At 39.6% G+C, this 12621-nt stretch carries 13 protein-coding genes; 8 read left to right on the top strand and 5 right to left on the bottom strand.

Annotation, left to right across the window (positions count from 1 at the left end; translation table 11 throughout):
• Nucleotides 1-18: 18 nt before the first annotated feature.
• Complete coding sequence (locus tag B1C82_RS07215) at nucleotides 19-909, bottom strand: formylglycine-generating enzyme family protein (RefSeq protein ID WP_086446946.1); 891 nt, start codon at nucleotides 907-909, stop codon at nucleotides 19-21.
• Between the two features lie 64 nt (nucleotides 910-973).
• Nucleotides 974-2134: a hypothetical protein gene (locus B1C82_RS07210; protein WP_086446945.1), complete on the bottom strand. Its 1161-nt coding sequence runs from the start codon at nucleotides 2132-2134 to the stop codon at nucleotides 974-976.
• A 211-nt stretch (nucleotides 2135-2345) separates the two neighbouring features.
• Here B1C82_RS07210 and B1C82_RS07205 point away from each other — a divergent pair, with 211 nt between their 5' ends.
• The 4 genes from B1C82_RS07205 to B1C82_RS07190 all read left to right on the top strand — a co-directional run bounded on the left by B1C82_RS07205 (nucleotide 2346) and on the right by B1C82_RS07190 (nucleotide 5883).
• Nucleotides 2346-2795 (top strand): DUF2147 domain-containing protein, encoded by a 450-nt coding sequence (locus B1C82_RS07205; RefSeq protein WP_086446944.1) that lies wholly within the window; start codon nucleotides 2346-2348, stop codon nucleotides 2793-2795.
• A 59-nt stretch (nucleotides 2796-2854) separates the two neighbouring features.
• Complete coding sequence (locus B1C82_RS07200; protein ID WP_086446943.1) at nucleotides 2855-3304, top strand: DUF2147 domain-containing protein; 450 nt, start codon at nucleotides 2855-2857, stop codon at nucleotides 3302-3304.
• A 140-nt stretch (nucleotides 3305-3444) separates the two neighbouring features.
• The gene (locus B1C82_RS07195) at nucleotides 3445-4959 is read left to right on the top strand and encodes a M14 family zinc carboxypeptidase (RefSeq protein ID WP_086446942.1); all 1515 of its coding nucleotides are present in this window, start codon (nucleotides 3445-3447) and stop codon (nucleotides 4957-4959) included.
• Complete coding sequence (locus tag B1C82_RS07190; RefSeq protein WP_086446941.1) at nucleotides 4960-5883, top strand: DMT family transporter; 924 nt, start codon at nucleotides 4960-4962, stop codon at nucleotides 5881-5883.
• A gap of 3 nt (nucleotides 5884-5886) precedes the next feature.
• Here the strand turns inward: B1C82_RS07190 and B1C82_RS07185 are convergent, their stop codons facing one another.
• Nucleotides 5887-6786: a hypothetical protein gene (locus B1C82_RS07185; RefSeq protein WP_234008232.1), complete on the bottom strand. Its 900-nt coding sequence runs from the start codon at nucleotides 6784-6786 to the stop codon at nucleotides 5887-5889.
• A 94-nt stretch (nucleotides 6787-6880) separates the two neighbouring features.
• Between B1C82_RS07185 and B1C82_RS07180 the strand changes: the two genes are divergently transcribed.
• Together B1C82_RS07180 and B1C82_RS07175 are read left to right on the top strand one after the other, a co-directional pair.
• Nucleotides 6881-8002 (top strand): hypothetical protein, encoded by a 1122-nt coding sequence (locus B1C82_RS07180; RefSeq protein ID WP_086446939.1) that lies wholly within the window; start codon nucleotides 6881-6883, stop codon nucleotides 8000-8002.
• Between the two features lie 96 nt (nucleotides 8003-8098).
• On the top strand, nucleotides 8099-9673 hold the full coding sequence (locus tag B1C82_RS07175; protein ID WP_086446938.1) for a methyl-accepting chemotaxis protein: 1575 nt from the start codon (nucleotides 8099-8101) through the stop codon (nucleotides 9671-9673).
• Nucleotides 9674-9764: 91 nt separating this feature from the next.
• On the opposite strand, the gene B1C82_RS07170 is transcribed toward B1C82_RS07175, so the two are convergent.
• Nucleotides 9765-10205: a carboxymuconolactone decarboxylase family protein gene (locus B1C82_RS07170; RefSeq protein ID WP_086446937.1), complete on the bottom strand. Its 441-nt coding sequence runs from the start codon at nucleotides 10203-10205 to the stop codon at nucleotides 9765-9767.
• Nucleotides 10206-10682: 477 nt separating this feature from the next.
• Between B1C82_RS07170 and B1C82_RS07165 the strand changes: the two genes are divergently transcribed.
• Nucleotides 10683-11354: a hypothetical protein gene (locus B1C82_RS07165; RefSeq protein ID WP_086446936.1), complete on the top strand. Its 672-nt coding sequence runs from the start codon at nucleotides 10683-10685 to the stop codon at nucleotides 11352-11354.
• Nucleotides 11355-11439: 85 nt separating this feature from the next.
• Nucleotides 11440-12150 (top strand): DNA-3-methyladenine glycosylase I, encoded by a 711-nt coding sequence (locus B1C82_RS07160; RefSeq protein ID WP_086446935.1) that lies wholly within the window; start codon nucleotides 11440-11442, stop codon nucleotides 12148-12150.
• Between the two features lie 232 nt (nucleotides 12151-12382).
• Here the strand turns inward: B1C82_RS07160 and B1C82_RS20730 are convergent.
• Nucleotides 12383-12621, bottom strand: a 239-nt coding sequence (locus B1C82_RS20730) for a hypothetical protein (protein WP_205871447.1), incomplete at its 5' end; no start/stop codon positions are given.

Raw genomic sequence — 12621 nt, 5'->3', positions numbered from 1 at the left:
CGTCCGTTGTATAGCTTTTTAACCTGCGTCCTTTGCACAACGGAACCCAAAATGATGATATTCAGGGTAATTTTGAGGTACATGCGCTCTTCTTTTGGAACCTCTTGCATAACTTGAGGGCCACCACCAGGATCCGCCTTTTAAGGTTTTTTTATCAAAACCAGGACAGTTATCTTCTCCGTCGCAAGGCCCTTTTGGATCTTTTCCATTACAGGCCTCCCCGCATACTTTGTAATTTTCGGAATACCAGTCTTGGACCCATTCCCAGGAATTTCCGGCCATATCAAAAAGTCCGTAAACTCCTGCAGGTCTACTTCCTACGGGAGCAGTGGGCATTAAATTCGGAGGATTGATCTTTTTATATACACAACCCTTTCTTTCATCTTCCTCAATGACAGCTAACTTACAGTTGGCGGGTTTGTTTCCCCAAGGAAATAAGTTTCCTTTTGGACCTCTCGCAGCCTTTTCCCATTCTGCTTCTGTTGGGAGCCTTTTACCTACCCATTCACAATATTCTTTTGCAGTATACCAACTTACTCCTAGAACAGGCTGTTTTGGTTTTAAATATAGATCACCATAAGCAGGACCAATATAATCGCAAGTGCCGTTATAGAGACAATCTTTGCAGGAGCCTTCTTCTATACATTTGCTGAAATCCTCATTTGTGACTTCGTATAAATCTATGAAGAAGTCGCTGAGATAAATTTTTTGTTCGGGAGCCTCGTCGGGATCGTGGGTATTACTTCCCCGGATGAAATATCCTTCAGGAATACATTGCATTCCTTTGATTTTTTTTCCATAACATGGCTTGCTCGGATCAGGAGATCCGAGTATATGTGGAGCTGCCAAAAAGATTAAAGATAAAAATAGAATGATAAAATGGATCGGACGAAAGGAATATGAGTTCATCAAACCTGGAAGAATCCTTTCCCAAGAGGATTCGACCTGGTGCGTTCTTATGCAAGAGAAATTTTTAGAGAATAAAAAGTGGGACGCTACAAGAGGAGAAGTCCAAATTGCCCTGCTCTGTAGAATTGTTTCCGTCGGAATCAGTCATAGTGTAAACATAATAACCGGAGCCATCGGAAAAGGAAACAGTCCCGGTCCCGGTTAGATTTCCGCTCAAAGTGAAGGATACTTTTCCTGACCTTGGAAGACAATCAATGTATTTCCATTTCACTGGTTCGTCCACAGAAACATTTAAAGTGAAATTTTTCTCTACATGTACTACTTGTAATGAGCCCGCACTCCAGAGACGGTACCAGGATAAAGGATTAGAGTCGCTTCTATCCGCACCGTACTGCAATGCACTTAAGGAAGAAACTTGGTGAGAGAAGATGAGATCCGATCCGGAATATCCTTCTCTCAAAACGGAAACATCTTGTGAGTAAGAAGAAATTCCAGGGGAAGCTCCCGTCAGAATATTATTCCAAGTTAAAGAATATGCCTGGTTGGTTGTTGGAGTTCCTGCTCCGTAAGAAAGAGGCGCACCTGTTCCGCTTACTTTTACTGAAATTCCTTGGGATGGATTTTGGATTGTACGGTTCACTCCAATTTTCAAATTTGTTCCATTCTGAACAAAAGGAGAAGAAGCGGAAAGATTACTCCAGATATTTTCAGTCAGTCCATCGATCACCCAATTGCTGAAAGGTAAAAATCTACAATTTCCAAATTCTTTAGAGACTAGGAAAGAAGAAGAAGGATCGTTCCCATTCAAAATATAATCTAAGAAGTCATAAGCATTTGTCTCAGTGGAAAAAACTTGTCTGGAATAATTCCCGCCGCCCCAACAACTGAACGAAAAATTGTAAGCTTCCAATTCACCGAAATCAGGTCCCTTATTCCAAATTCGGTGGCCTAAAGAACTGATCCTTTCCTGCCAAGTGATACGATTTCCTCGGAGAGCAACTGAGGTACCTTCTCCGCTTAAACCTTCCATCGAACCCGAGACTGGGTCCATTGCAGATGTCAATGCCTCAGCAACTTGGTCTCTGTTTGCATTAAGCAAAGATAACGCGATCAAATCGTTTGATTTCGAGCTTTTATCTTCTGGAGAACAGTAAAATAGAAAAGATACCGAGATAATGATAGAAAGGATTACTCGCAAATAGGGGAGAAAACGTTTCGAAAACATAAATAATACTCTAAGAAAACAGGTAAAAAACCGGGGTTCTCTTCTAAATTAACCTATAAGACTACATGTTTTTGCGTAAAACCCTATTTCTTTCCTGCAAAATTCGGATTTTTGAGCAAAAAAAATGGTTCAAAGAATAGTTTGCTTGCTAGGTTCAAAAGAAGACTAAATATAACCGATTTCAATAGAAACGTTAAGGGGTTCATCAAAAATGAAAAAATCACTCGTTTTGTTTGCCGTTTTGGCGGCGTTTTTAGTTGGCGAATCTGTATTTGCTGACGCGCTTCCAGTAGTCGGAAAATGGAAAACCATTGATGACGAAGATGGTAAAGAAAAGTCCGTAGTTGAGCTTTACGAACAAGGTGGCAAAATTTACGGAAAGATCGCTAGCTTAAGAGATCCTTTGGATAAAGACGGTAAGCCGAAAGTTTGCACCAAATGTGAAGGTGCTGATAAAGACAAACCGGTTATTGGTCTTGTTATCATCAAAGGTCTTAGCTTAGACGACGATGAATATACCGGCGGAACCATCATGGATCCGAACAACGGTAAAACATATAAATGCAAACTAAAAGCCACTGAAGGTGGTGCTAAATTGAACGTTAGAGGGTTCATCGGTTTTTCTTTGATCGGTAGAACTCAAACTTGGCTTAAAAAATAAAATTCCAAGTGGCGGGGAGGATTCTCCCCGTTTTATTTCTATTTTAATGAGGTGATTTGATGAAGAGGACGGGCGCAATTTTCTTATTCGCATTATTCTTTGTGGGAGCATTCAGCCTTTCCGCAGATCCGGCTCCAGTTACAGGAGTATGGAGAACATTCAACGATGCAGGAACCAAAGAAGAATCTACTGTCGAGATTTATGAGAAGGACGGGAAAATTTTCGGAAAAATCCTGAGCCTGATCGAGCCAAACGATAAAGATGGAAAACCTTCGCGTTGTACTGAGTGCGATGGACCTGAAAAAGATAAGCCAATCTTAGGAATGGTCATTATCAAAGGACTGGGAGCCGACGGAGACAAATGGACCGGCGGACGTATCTTAGATCCAAACGATGGAACTTGGTACAAATGTAGCCTGAAAGCAACTGAGGGTGGAAAGAAATTAGAAGTCCGAGGTTATATAGGATTCTCCTTGATCGGTCGTTCCCAATTCTGGCAGAAAAAATAATCCAATAATCATGTTTGATTCGGGGAAGGTGGTTTACCTTCTCCCGACTCAGATACTTCCTTTCTTAGTAAGTTATAAATATTCCTTTTCATAACTGAATTCTTTCTTTTCTTTCCGATTCGCTTTCCGAAATTTAAACTGTGACGGGCTTCTTTCGAGTCTTTCTACTCGGCTTTTACTTTTATTATTCTGCAGTTTCCTGTTCTATACTTAGGGAAACCATTCCTTCTAGACCATTAAACGACGGATCTATTTCTGTCCTTCTCAAAATAGATAAAAAAGCGAGAGAAGAATTTGAAAAGATCACTTCTTGGGAAGTCCCTTATACTTTTATAGAGAAGGATCATAGTTATGCAGTGATCCAAAGGGAAAAACTAAAAAGTTATGGTTTCCCTAAAGAAGGTATCAATATCGCAAAGGGAATGCCTTTTAAATATTATTCTGGAAATTATCAGGATTCATTATCAGAATCCATTTTTGCTTTAGCGGATATAAAGAAGGGTTACAAGGATAATATATTAAATTCTCATTATCTGTTTTGGGTACACAAACTTTTCCCAAAACATTCCCAGTATAAAATAATCGGAAAGTCGGCGAGGGGTCGAGAAATCCCTGCGATCTTACTCACTGATACGAATATTCCGGATGAAGACAAAATATCAGTTTTATTCAATTGTGCTCATCATTCTAACGAGGTTGTTTCCGTAGAACATTGTTATGATGTGATTTATGAACTTTTAGCTCATAAAAAAAAGTATTCTGAAATTCTTGCGAAGTTAAAAATCTGGGTGGTCCCAATCGTAAATCCAGATGGTTCTCGTGTGTTTTGGCATGAGAATATATCCATGGGCAGAAAAAACGGATATCCTGGTTGGGGGCAGGCTAATGAAAAAGATAATCCGGGAGTGGATATTAATCGGAACTATCCTTTCTTTTGGGGAAAAACAAAATCGAACCAAACTTCTTCCGTATCCAACAGTGTATTTTTCAGGGGTCCTTATGCAGGCTCTGAGCCTGAGACACAAGCGATGATGAATTTAGCGGAGAAGGAGAGGTTTGCCGCTTCTATTAGTTATCATGCATTCGCAAATTGTATTTTAGTTCCATACACAATAGACGGAACTTCTAACCCGGAACCCGATCTGGTTTGGAGTTTGGGAAAAAGAATCGCTTCATCCGTAGAAAGTAAAAATCCGAATCATACTTTTAGCGCTAAAAAAAATATCTATGGAGTGGATGGAGTAGACCAAGATTATTATTTCTTTAAATACGGAACTCTTGCTTATTTAATCGAATCTTCCCATTTGAATCCACCTTATTCAGATGTCCCTAAAATTATAGAATCTTTGCGACCTGCTTGGACAATGCTTTTGGAAGAAATCGCGGACGGAAGTAAACTATACTTCAAGATCAAAGATGAGCATGGAAATCCGGTGGCAGCTAATATCAAATACGATAAGCTTCTTTTTTATCATGGAGAAGTTCGAACTTCACGTAAAGAAGATGGAATGTTCTTTCAATCCTTCCCGGGTATTCGTGGTATTAAGTTAAAAGTTGAAAAAGAAGGATACGAAACTGCCAACTGGGAGGGGACAACTTGGAGATCCTGGAGAGCAGTGGATATAGTTTTAAGGAAAAAAGCTCCGGCTCAATAAATGAACAGATATAAAAACGAGGCCGCCTTAATCTTTTGCACTTTGATCTGGGGCGGAACCTTCTCCGCTACAAAACTAAGTTTAGTTTCCATTTCTTCTTGTTTGTTTATTGGGATCCGATTTGCGATCGCAACATTTGTTTTTGTAATTTATATTCTTCTTAAAAATAGAAAGAATCCGGTATCTTATCCGAATTGGAGAACGAATAAATACTTATACTTCTTAGCATTCTTATTGGGCTTCTGGATGTTCCTGGGATTTGCTTTCGAGACTGTTGGTTTAAAATATACAACGGCTACTAAGTCCGGTTTTTTAACTGGGACCTTGGTTGTCATTACTCCTATTTTGCAGACTTTATTTTTAAAACGTATGCCTAGTTCAGGAAACCTGATCGGGGTAATCGTAGTAATGTTAGGACTATTCTTTCTTTCGGCGGAGTCAGTTGGAGAAGATCATAAATTAGTAATATCTTATCATTTGGGAGATGTTCTTACTTTAGGGGGAGCATTTTTCTTTTCCTTATACATAATCTATGTGGATAAGGCGAGTAAGTCTTGTCCTTTGGACATTTTGCTTTTATCCCAAACATTGGTAACCAGTGTATTTGCTTTTCTTTTAGCATTCATCTTACATTGGACGGAATTTGAACCATTGTTTATCAAAATGGATTCCAGAGTAATGCCTGCTTTATTTTATAATGGTTTGATCTCTTCTGTGGGGACCACGTTCTTACAAACAAAATACCAACAGGGAATTTCTCCCACAAGAGCTGGGTTGATCTTTTCTTTGGAGCCAGTCTTCTCCGCGATTCTTGCCTATTTCACTTTGGAGGAAAGATTGGATGCAACCGGATTGGTCGGATGTAGTTTGGTACTCACAGGTGTTCTGTTAGCCGAATTATTAGGTAAAGAAAAGAAGTTTTAGAGCTTAATTTTGTCGGATTGGATTCTCCGAACTAAGATCCTGAGAAGGGATTGGAATTTTTGCTTTAATAGCTGCTTCTCTGGTTTTAGTATCTAATCTAAAAAGTTTTTTGATAGCAATGTCCTGCCAGTAGCGAGATCTATTTTCTTTGATAAACCTTTTTAAAAAATGGATTTCTGCTCCTCTTGCACTTACTTCTTCATTGCCATAAAATCTATTTTTGAGATCGGACGAAAGATTCGGATTATTCTGAAGATAAGTATCCAGATTTGTTAGAACATAAGTACCCGCATAAGGACCGCCTAATGATGGATTTAGGCCTTTCGGGTGAGCAATAAAATTTCCTATAAATTTAATCTCTAAGCCTCCAGGGTTAGAAAAGGAAAATTTAGATTTTTCTAATGTATCGTACTCTATTGGAATGGAGTTAGCGTGAAGAACTGTATACGTATGTGTTTGCACATGTCCGTATTTGTTTACGGTTGTATAAGTATGAGTGGTTGTATAAGTATAAGAAGCGCTGTCAAGGACTAAGGTCTGATTTTGAGGAAGTCTAGTAACTACGAAATATTTGGCAGTTCCTTTTTCCGATTTACCTAACTGTAATTTTTGAACCCATAAAAATCTGTAATTTCCATCTCCTTCCATTTCTTTACCTGGATCTTCTAAATTGATGCGCCAGGTATTTCCTGCAACAGAAGAGAGATGCGTTTCTTTCGGAATGGATTCTTCAATACTTATGAATACCCCATTTGAGATACCACCTTTAGCAACAATAAGTCCGAAAGCTACTAATCCTTCTTCCCCTGGCTTCGGCTCTTCCAATACTGGAAATGTTTTTAGGCAACCGAAGCTAAGTAAGGATATATTTAGTATAAGTAATGATCTAAATCTCCAATCCATCCGCTCCATCCTAAATGATAGCATTACTTATTCAATCCGTTTTGTTAGTTGACTCAGATTAGATCGAAAGGAGCAATATTCTTCTTATATATACATGAAGCGAAACATTCAGGCAAAATTTTATTTTTTACTTTTATTCTGTATTTTATTTACGATCCCCAATTTCGCTTCACCGGTAAAAACAGATTTAGATGAGGATGTTTTAAAAGAGATCCGAGATCACTACGATTCCTCTCAAAAAGCAAATAAGTTTGATCGGGACTTGGGTGTTCCTAAGACTCCTAAGGCAAAATTTTTCTCCATACAGCCTGGCGGAAGTTATGATTTTATTTCAGATTTAGATCTCAGCGGAAGGGGAAGATCTGCGGCCATGACGACAGAATCTCAAAAGCCGAATTTCTTTTTTGATATCAGAAGTAAGGATTATAAGATCAACGAGGCGTTCGGAGTACAACTTTTGTTTCACTCTGCCAGAAAGGAATTCGATAAACAAAGTTACTCTGTGCCTGCTCCTGATACGGGCTCTTCTTCCGATTCAAGTTCCTCATCTTCCAGTAGTAATAGTAGCACTGGCAAGAATGACAAAAATTCAGTCACTGCCGATCTAGGTACAAACGTAAGAGTAGATTATAATTATATAATACCCACATTCTATTGGGGAAATCCAGAAGTAGATGGATTTCGTATGGGATTTGGTTTCGGTTTAGCAGACATGAGAATGAGAGGGAACGTAGACTTTAGAGATCCGGGAGAAACGATCGGTAAAATGTATGGAGCAATGGGGGATAGGACAACGTTTCTAAATACATTGAGCTTTTTACAATTGAGTTCCGGTTTGGTGGATCTAAGAAGGGGAGATCCAATATTCAATTATCTTTTATTAAATTTAAGCCAAGGAAACAATCTAGAAACGATGGGAGCTTATCTCGCGAGCCAAGGCACTCATTTTTCTACGGATATAGTATCACTTTTAGTTTATGCAAATTTGCAGGATAAATATAGTCCTCTAGAATTATTAGCTTTGAGTGCATTGTCTAGAACTAGCATCAATGCTAAGGACAAACAAGTCTTCGCTTATATGATCTATGTAGAAACACCTAAATTCGGGTTTATAAAAGCTAGGCTTAGTTGGCATGGACCGTTGTTCAAAGATTCGGGATATACGATCCATATGAGTACTCTTGAACTTGCTTTGATGGTTCCAATCGACTTTTAATTCTTCTAATTTAGATCTGCGTAATATCCCTGCTTGACACTCGGTCGATTTGGGGCGATTTTGGGCCAAAAACTAAAACCGCCTAACCGAGGAATAATGAATAGAAATTTGGAATTGGAACGCCAAGGAGAAGTCGCCGCAAACTATCTACGGATTTTTTTAACCCTAGTTTTTATTTTCGGAACTGCATTTGGGTTGATTTGGAAAAGCGGGATCCAGGCCGTTTTAGGTTATTATATAGGCGGCATCATCGCATATTCCTTCATAATCTTCTTTTCAATTTTTGTAATGAAGTTTTTCGGCTATAAACCTTGGCTGAAATATGCCACAGTGTTCATGGAATTTATTGGTTATGCAATTGTGCAGGCAGGATATTTCGGAACAGAAGATCAGTGGAAACCAAATGGTATATTGAGCCCTGCTAATTATGGGATCTATTTTTTAATCTTAGCCGGGACTATTTTTAGGTTTAATCCCAGATTTACATTTATCACTTCTACCGTTTTAGCAGTGCAATTTACCGCGATGTCGCTGGCACTTACTATTCTGAACCCACAACTTCTTACCATGGGTTATGAAGGAATGATCCGTTTGAGATCTCCTTTGGTAATTTTGATGGGAGTATTTATTTTCGCATTTGGAGTTACTATATCCTATGCGACTAAGTTTGTAAGAAGATTGGTAGAAGAGGCACAAAACGCAGAAGAAAGAGCCATCCGAAATTATACTTCTGCGAAAGAGATCCTACAAAGTTCTGAAACAGTAGCGGAAGAACTTCGCAAATCCTTAATAGATGTAGAAGATGTTGCGAAAGCAAATGAGGATAGTAGTCGCGATCTTGCAAGTATGGTAGAAGAAACGTCCGCTACCCTGGAAGAGATGGGCGCAAGTATTGAATCCATCGCGAAGATGGCGGAACAACAGGATGAATTCGGGGATGATACTTCTACTTCTATAGACAAATGGAAAGACCAAATGGTCCGAGTGTTTGAGGCAGTCTCTTTTGCGAGAAGTTTGGGAGAAGGATCTGCGGCTACCGCGATAGAAGGAGAGGGCACAGTCCGAGTTGCATTAGATGTGTTCTCTCAATTTAAGGGTACTGTCCAAGAAGTGAGTAAGATTTTAGGAGTAATCCAGGATCTTGCAGGAAAAACAAATTTACTTTCATTGAATGCAGCCATCGAAGCCGCTAGGGCTGGTGAGGCTGGAAAAGGATTTTCAGTAGTTGCAGAAGAAGTAAGTAAACTTGCTGATTCTTCTTCTCGAAATGCAAAAGAAATCGTAAAACAGATCGGCGCCTTGGGAGAAGCTTCCGATACAAGTTCCGAAAAATTCGGAGAGTTGGTCCAGGCATTCCGTGAATTGACTTCAGGAATAGGTTCTATCGGAGAAGCACTTGCTCAAGTCGGGGATTCCGTGGACAAACAAAAAAGTCTTTCTACCGAAGTGGAGGACAAGAACAAACATATCCGAGATCTTTCAAAGGAGATGAAAAATTCTACATTAGAACAATCGAATGGAGCAAAACAGATCCTGAGTGGAATAGAATATCTAAGTAGAAGATCCATGGAGATGTCTGAAATCACAGAAAAGCTCAGAACTAGTTTAGAAAGACTGAAAGGTACTTCCCAATCTTTAACAAAAACTTTAGAAGCTACTAAGTTAGAATAGCAATCGCGTGAGACCGAAATGAATTTCATACGTCCTTTGATCGAAAATCAATCAAAAGGCACGTATGAATATTTTTAGCAAATCTGCGTTTTTAGTTAGGAGCAGTCATCCCAGTGGAGATTGCGATCCGATTCCAGGAATTGATCGTGTTAATTACAACTATCAGGGCTATAAATTCCTTTTCTTCAAACTGAGCTCTAACTCTTGCATACAGATCATCAGAAACTCCATGCTCCGAAATTTTAGTCACGTACTCTGTTAATTCCAAAGCAGCTCTTTCTTTTTCAGAATAATAAGGAGCCTCTCTCCATGCGTTCAAAAGATAGATTCTTCTTTCCTCTTCTCCTGATTTTCTTGCGTCTACAGTGTGCATGTTAATACAGAAAGCGCAGCCATTGATTTGAGAAGCTCTGATCTTAATTAGCTCGTAAAGTTTAGTTTCGATCCCTGAATTTTTTGCAAAGTTTTCCATCTCCATCATTTTTTCCAAAACTTGGGGATATACTTTGGCGTAATTGAATCTTGTGTTCATTTTTTCCTCTTTTAAAGGAAAGACGCTCGAAGCGACGAGTTGTGACAGTGAGCGGGGAAATTTTTAAGACGCGCCCCACCCTCATTGGGTGGGGGCCGGTCGGTGGTACCCCATAGAAAAGTTTTCGATCGGATCGAATCGTTTTGATTTCATTTTTAATCTCGTTTGACCTTTCGGTCACCGACTCAGCAGAGCTGGTCGTCTTCTCGCTCTTGCGATCGCTGCGAAGGGGGGCCGGTCGGTGATACCCGCGAGCACAAAAAATCTCCTATCACACTTTTCGTATTCTCGCAACCAAGTTTTTCCTGCTGCCCTCATGTTGGAATTCCAACAAGCAAACACTGTAAACCCACGTATTACTACTTAAAAACGAAAAATTCCTAGTACTTACCGATCTTGTCTCCGACTTTCCGTCATGGTAACATTCCGCTCGAAACAAACGAAAAAACTTTTTAATCGAAATGTTTGGAGAACACAATGAAAACTAAAGCGCTCTCATTATTCTTATGCCTTCTTTCAGTTTCTATATTATGGAATTGTGAAGGAAATTCGAGTGGAGATACACCTGCGATACTCGCAGCTCTTCTGAGTAAAAAATGCATCAGCGTTCCGAAGAAAATATCTGTAATCGATTTCAATACTAGCAATGTAGTGATTGAATATGACTGTTCCGTATCTGGAAAAGAATACTTATGCGAATCCGCGAATGATACTCAAAGTAGAGTATATTCGTCTATCGAAGGTGCACAACTTGGATTGATCAATGCACCAGGGGGAGGGGCAATTTTTTGTTTTCTCCCGTCCCAGCGAGGTTTAGGGAAGAGTCGCGGTTACCAAACATCCAATCCAAGTAATATCTTTTACGATTGTAGCTATGAGTATGATGCCGCTCATCGTTTACTGAAGGTTACTGATCAAGAAAATTCGGCGGAAAGAATATACAGCGATTATAATTCGCAAGGATTTCCATTGGATTTGGGCGGAGACTTTGCGGATTATTCTTTCGGACCTAATTCCAAACTTCCGATCGGGATCCAAGCTTTATCTACCAATATCGGTTATAATAATAAAGGTTGGGCTGTTTCACTTGAAGAAGGTCCGGATTCTTACGTTTTTGATAACCAAGGGTCATTGCAAATTTGCGATTAAAGATCAAACGCGGATATTGATTGCGAATTGATCTGTAAATAAGAGGTCCGCTTAGATTTTTCCTTTACTAAGACGGATCTCTTATATGCTCAGATCCTGTATGATCTCTTTTGAAAAGATCCGAAAACGAGCTGCTAAAAGAAAAGGTGGAGAGAAAATATTACAAACTCTCCTACCTAAAGTACCTCCTAAAAGTAAACTGAGTCGAATTACCGATGATCGTATCCTCAGTGAGATGACAAAGCGTGTCTTCTCCGCGGGATTCGTATGGAAAGTCGTCGAAAACAAATGGCCCGGATTTGAAGAAGCGTTTTTAGGATTTGATCCGGCAAAACTATTGAAGCAGCCGAATCGGTTTTGGGAGGACTTAAGTTCCGACGAAAGGATCATTCGTAACGCGCAAAAAATTTCTTCTGTAAGAAAGAACGCACAGTTCGTTATAGATGTTGCGATAGAACACGGAAGTTTCGGAAAATTTTTGGCAGATTGGCCAATCCAGGATCAAATCGGCTTATTGGATTATCTTTCTAAAGGAGGATCAAGGTTGGGCGAGATGACCGGGCAATATTTTTTACGCTTTATCGGAAGAGATTCCTTTATACTATCTTCGGACGTAATATTATGTTTACGTGATACAGGTCTTCCGATCTCCAAATCCGGAAAATCCAAAAAGGATCTAACCCTTATTCAAAATCAATTGAATACCTGGGTCGAAGAAACAGGCCTATCATATACACATTTATCCCGGATCTGTGCATTTTCGATCGGCGAAAATTATCACATAGAAGAAGAGTAGAATAAACCGGAAATAATACGAAAGTTTTGGGCGATCCTCCCGCTTCGCGGGAGTCGCGCTGCTACGTGTTCGCGCATTCGCGCTCATCCGGGCAATGCCCGGACTAAAGCACTTCGCATCGCTATCGCGGGAAACTTTTTGGAAATATTTTATAGATTTCTAATGCACTTTCCGTTCGGCTTTTTAGGAGCAGAAGCGGAGTGTTTTTTCCGGAAAATTCTCTTTCTTTTTCCTAAAAAAATAGAAGAGATAACTCACGTTTTTCCTTGACCGGCCAGCTCAATTCTCTACATTGGTTTTTACGGCCTTTTCCGTATGGGAAATCGCCGGCAAGGCCAAACGAGTTAAAAAGACGGAAGTCCTCTTCCCTCAAAAAGAAAAACTCGCTGAGGCAAATAATCAGTTCTTTTACAACGAATATAACTGCGAATGAGAAATTAAATTTTTTTATTAGCTGAGATTGTTCCATGG

Origin of the sequence: Leptospira venezuelensis, assembly GCF_002150035.1 — a bacterium.
Lineage (GTDB): Bacteria > Spirochaetota > Leptospiria > Leptospirales > Leptospiraceae > Leptospira_B > Leptospira_B venezuelensis.
This window is presented reverse-complemented; position numbering and strand designations above follow the sequence as displayed.

What these genes read in the sequence shown, in the direction of transcription:
- B1C82_RS07205 (WP_086446944.1), top strand. Translation starts at nt 2,346, where the DNA reads ATGAAAAAATCACTCGTTTTGTTTGCCGTTTTGGCGGCGTTTTTAGTT.
- B1C82_RS07200 (WP_086446943.1), top strand. Translation starts at nt 2,855, where the DNA reads ATGAAGAGGACGGGCGCAATTTTCTTATTCGCATTATTCTTTGTGGGA.
- B1C82_RS07170 (WP_086446937.1), bottom strand. Translation starts at nt 10,205, where the DNA reads ATGAACACAAGATTCAATTACGCCAAAGTATATCCCCAAGTTTTGGAA.
- B1C82_RS07180 (WP_086446939.1), top strand. Translation starts at nt 6,881, where the DNA reads ATGAAGCGAAACATTCAGGCAAAATTTTATTTTTTACTTTTATTCTGT.
- B1C82_RS07210 (WP_086446945.1), bottom strand. Translation starts at nt 2,134, where the DNA reads ATGTTTTCGAAACGTTTTCTCCCCTATTTGCGAGTAATCCTTTCTATC.
- B1C82_RS07185 (WP_234008232.1), bottom strand. Translation starts at nt 6,786, where the DNA reads ATGGATTGGAGATTTAGATCATTACTTATACTAAATATATCCTTACTT.
- B1C82_RS07215 (WP_086446946.1), bottom strand. Translation starts at nt 909, where the DNA reads ATGAACTCATATTCCTTTCGTCCGATCCATTTTATCATTCTATTTTTA.
- B1C82_RS07190 (WP_086446941.1), top strand. Translation starts at nt 4,960, where the DNA reads ATGAACAGATATAAAAACGAGGCCGCCTTAATCTTTTGCACTTTGATC.
- B1C82_RS07175 (WP_086446938.1), top strand. Translation starts at nt 8,099, where the DNA reads ATGAATAGAAATTTGGAATTGGAACGCCAAGGAGAAGTCGCCGCAAAC.
- B1C82_RS07160 (WP_086446935.1), top strand. Translation starts at nt 11,440, where the DNA reads ATGCTCAGATCCTGTATGATCTCTTTTGAAAAGATCCGAAAACGAGCT.
- B1C82_RS07165 (WP_086446936.1), top strand. Translation starts at nt 10,683, where the DNA reads ATGAAAACTAAAGCGCTCTCATTATTCTTATGCCTTCTTTCAGTTTCT.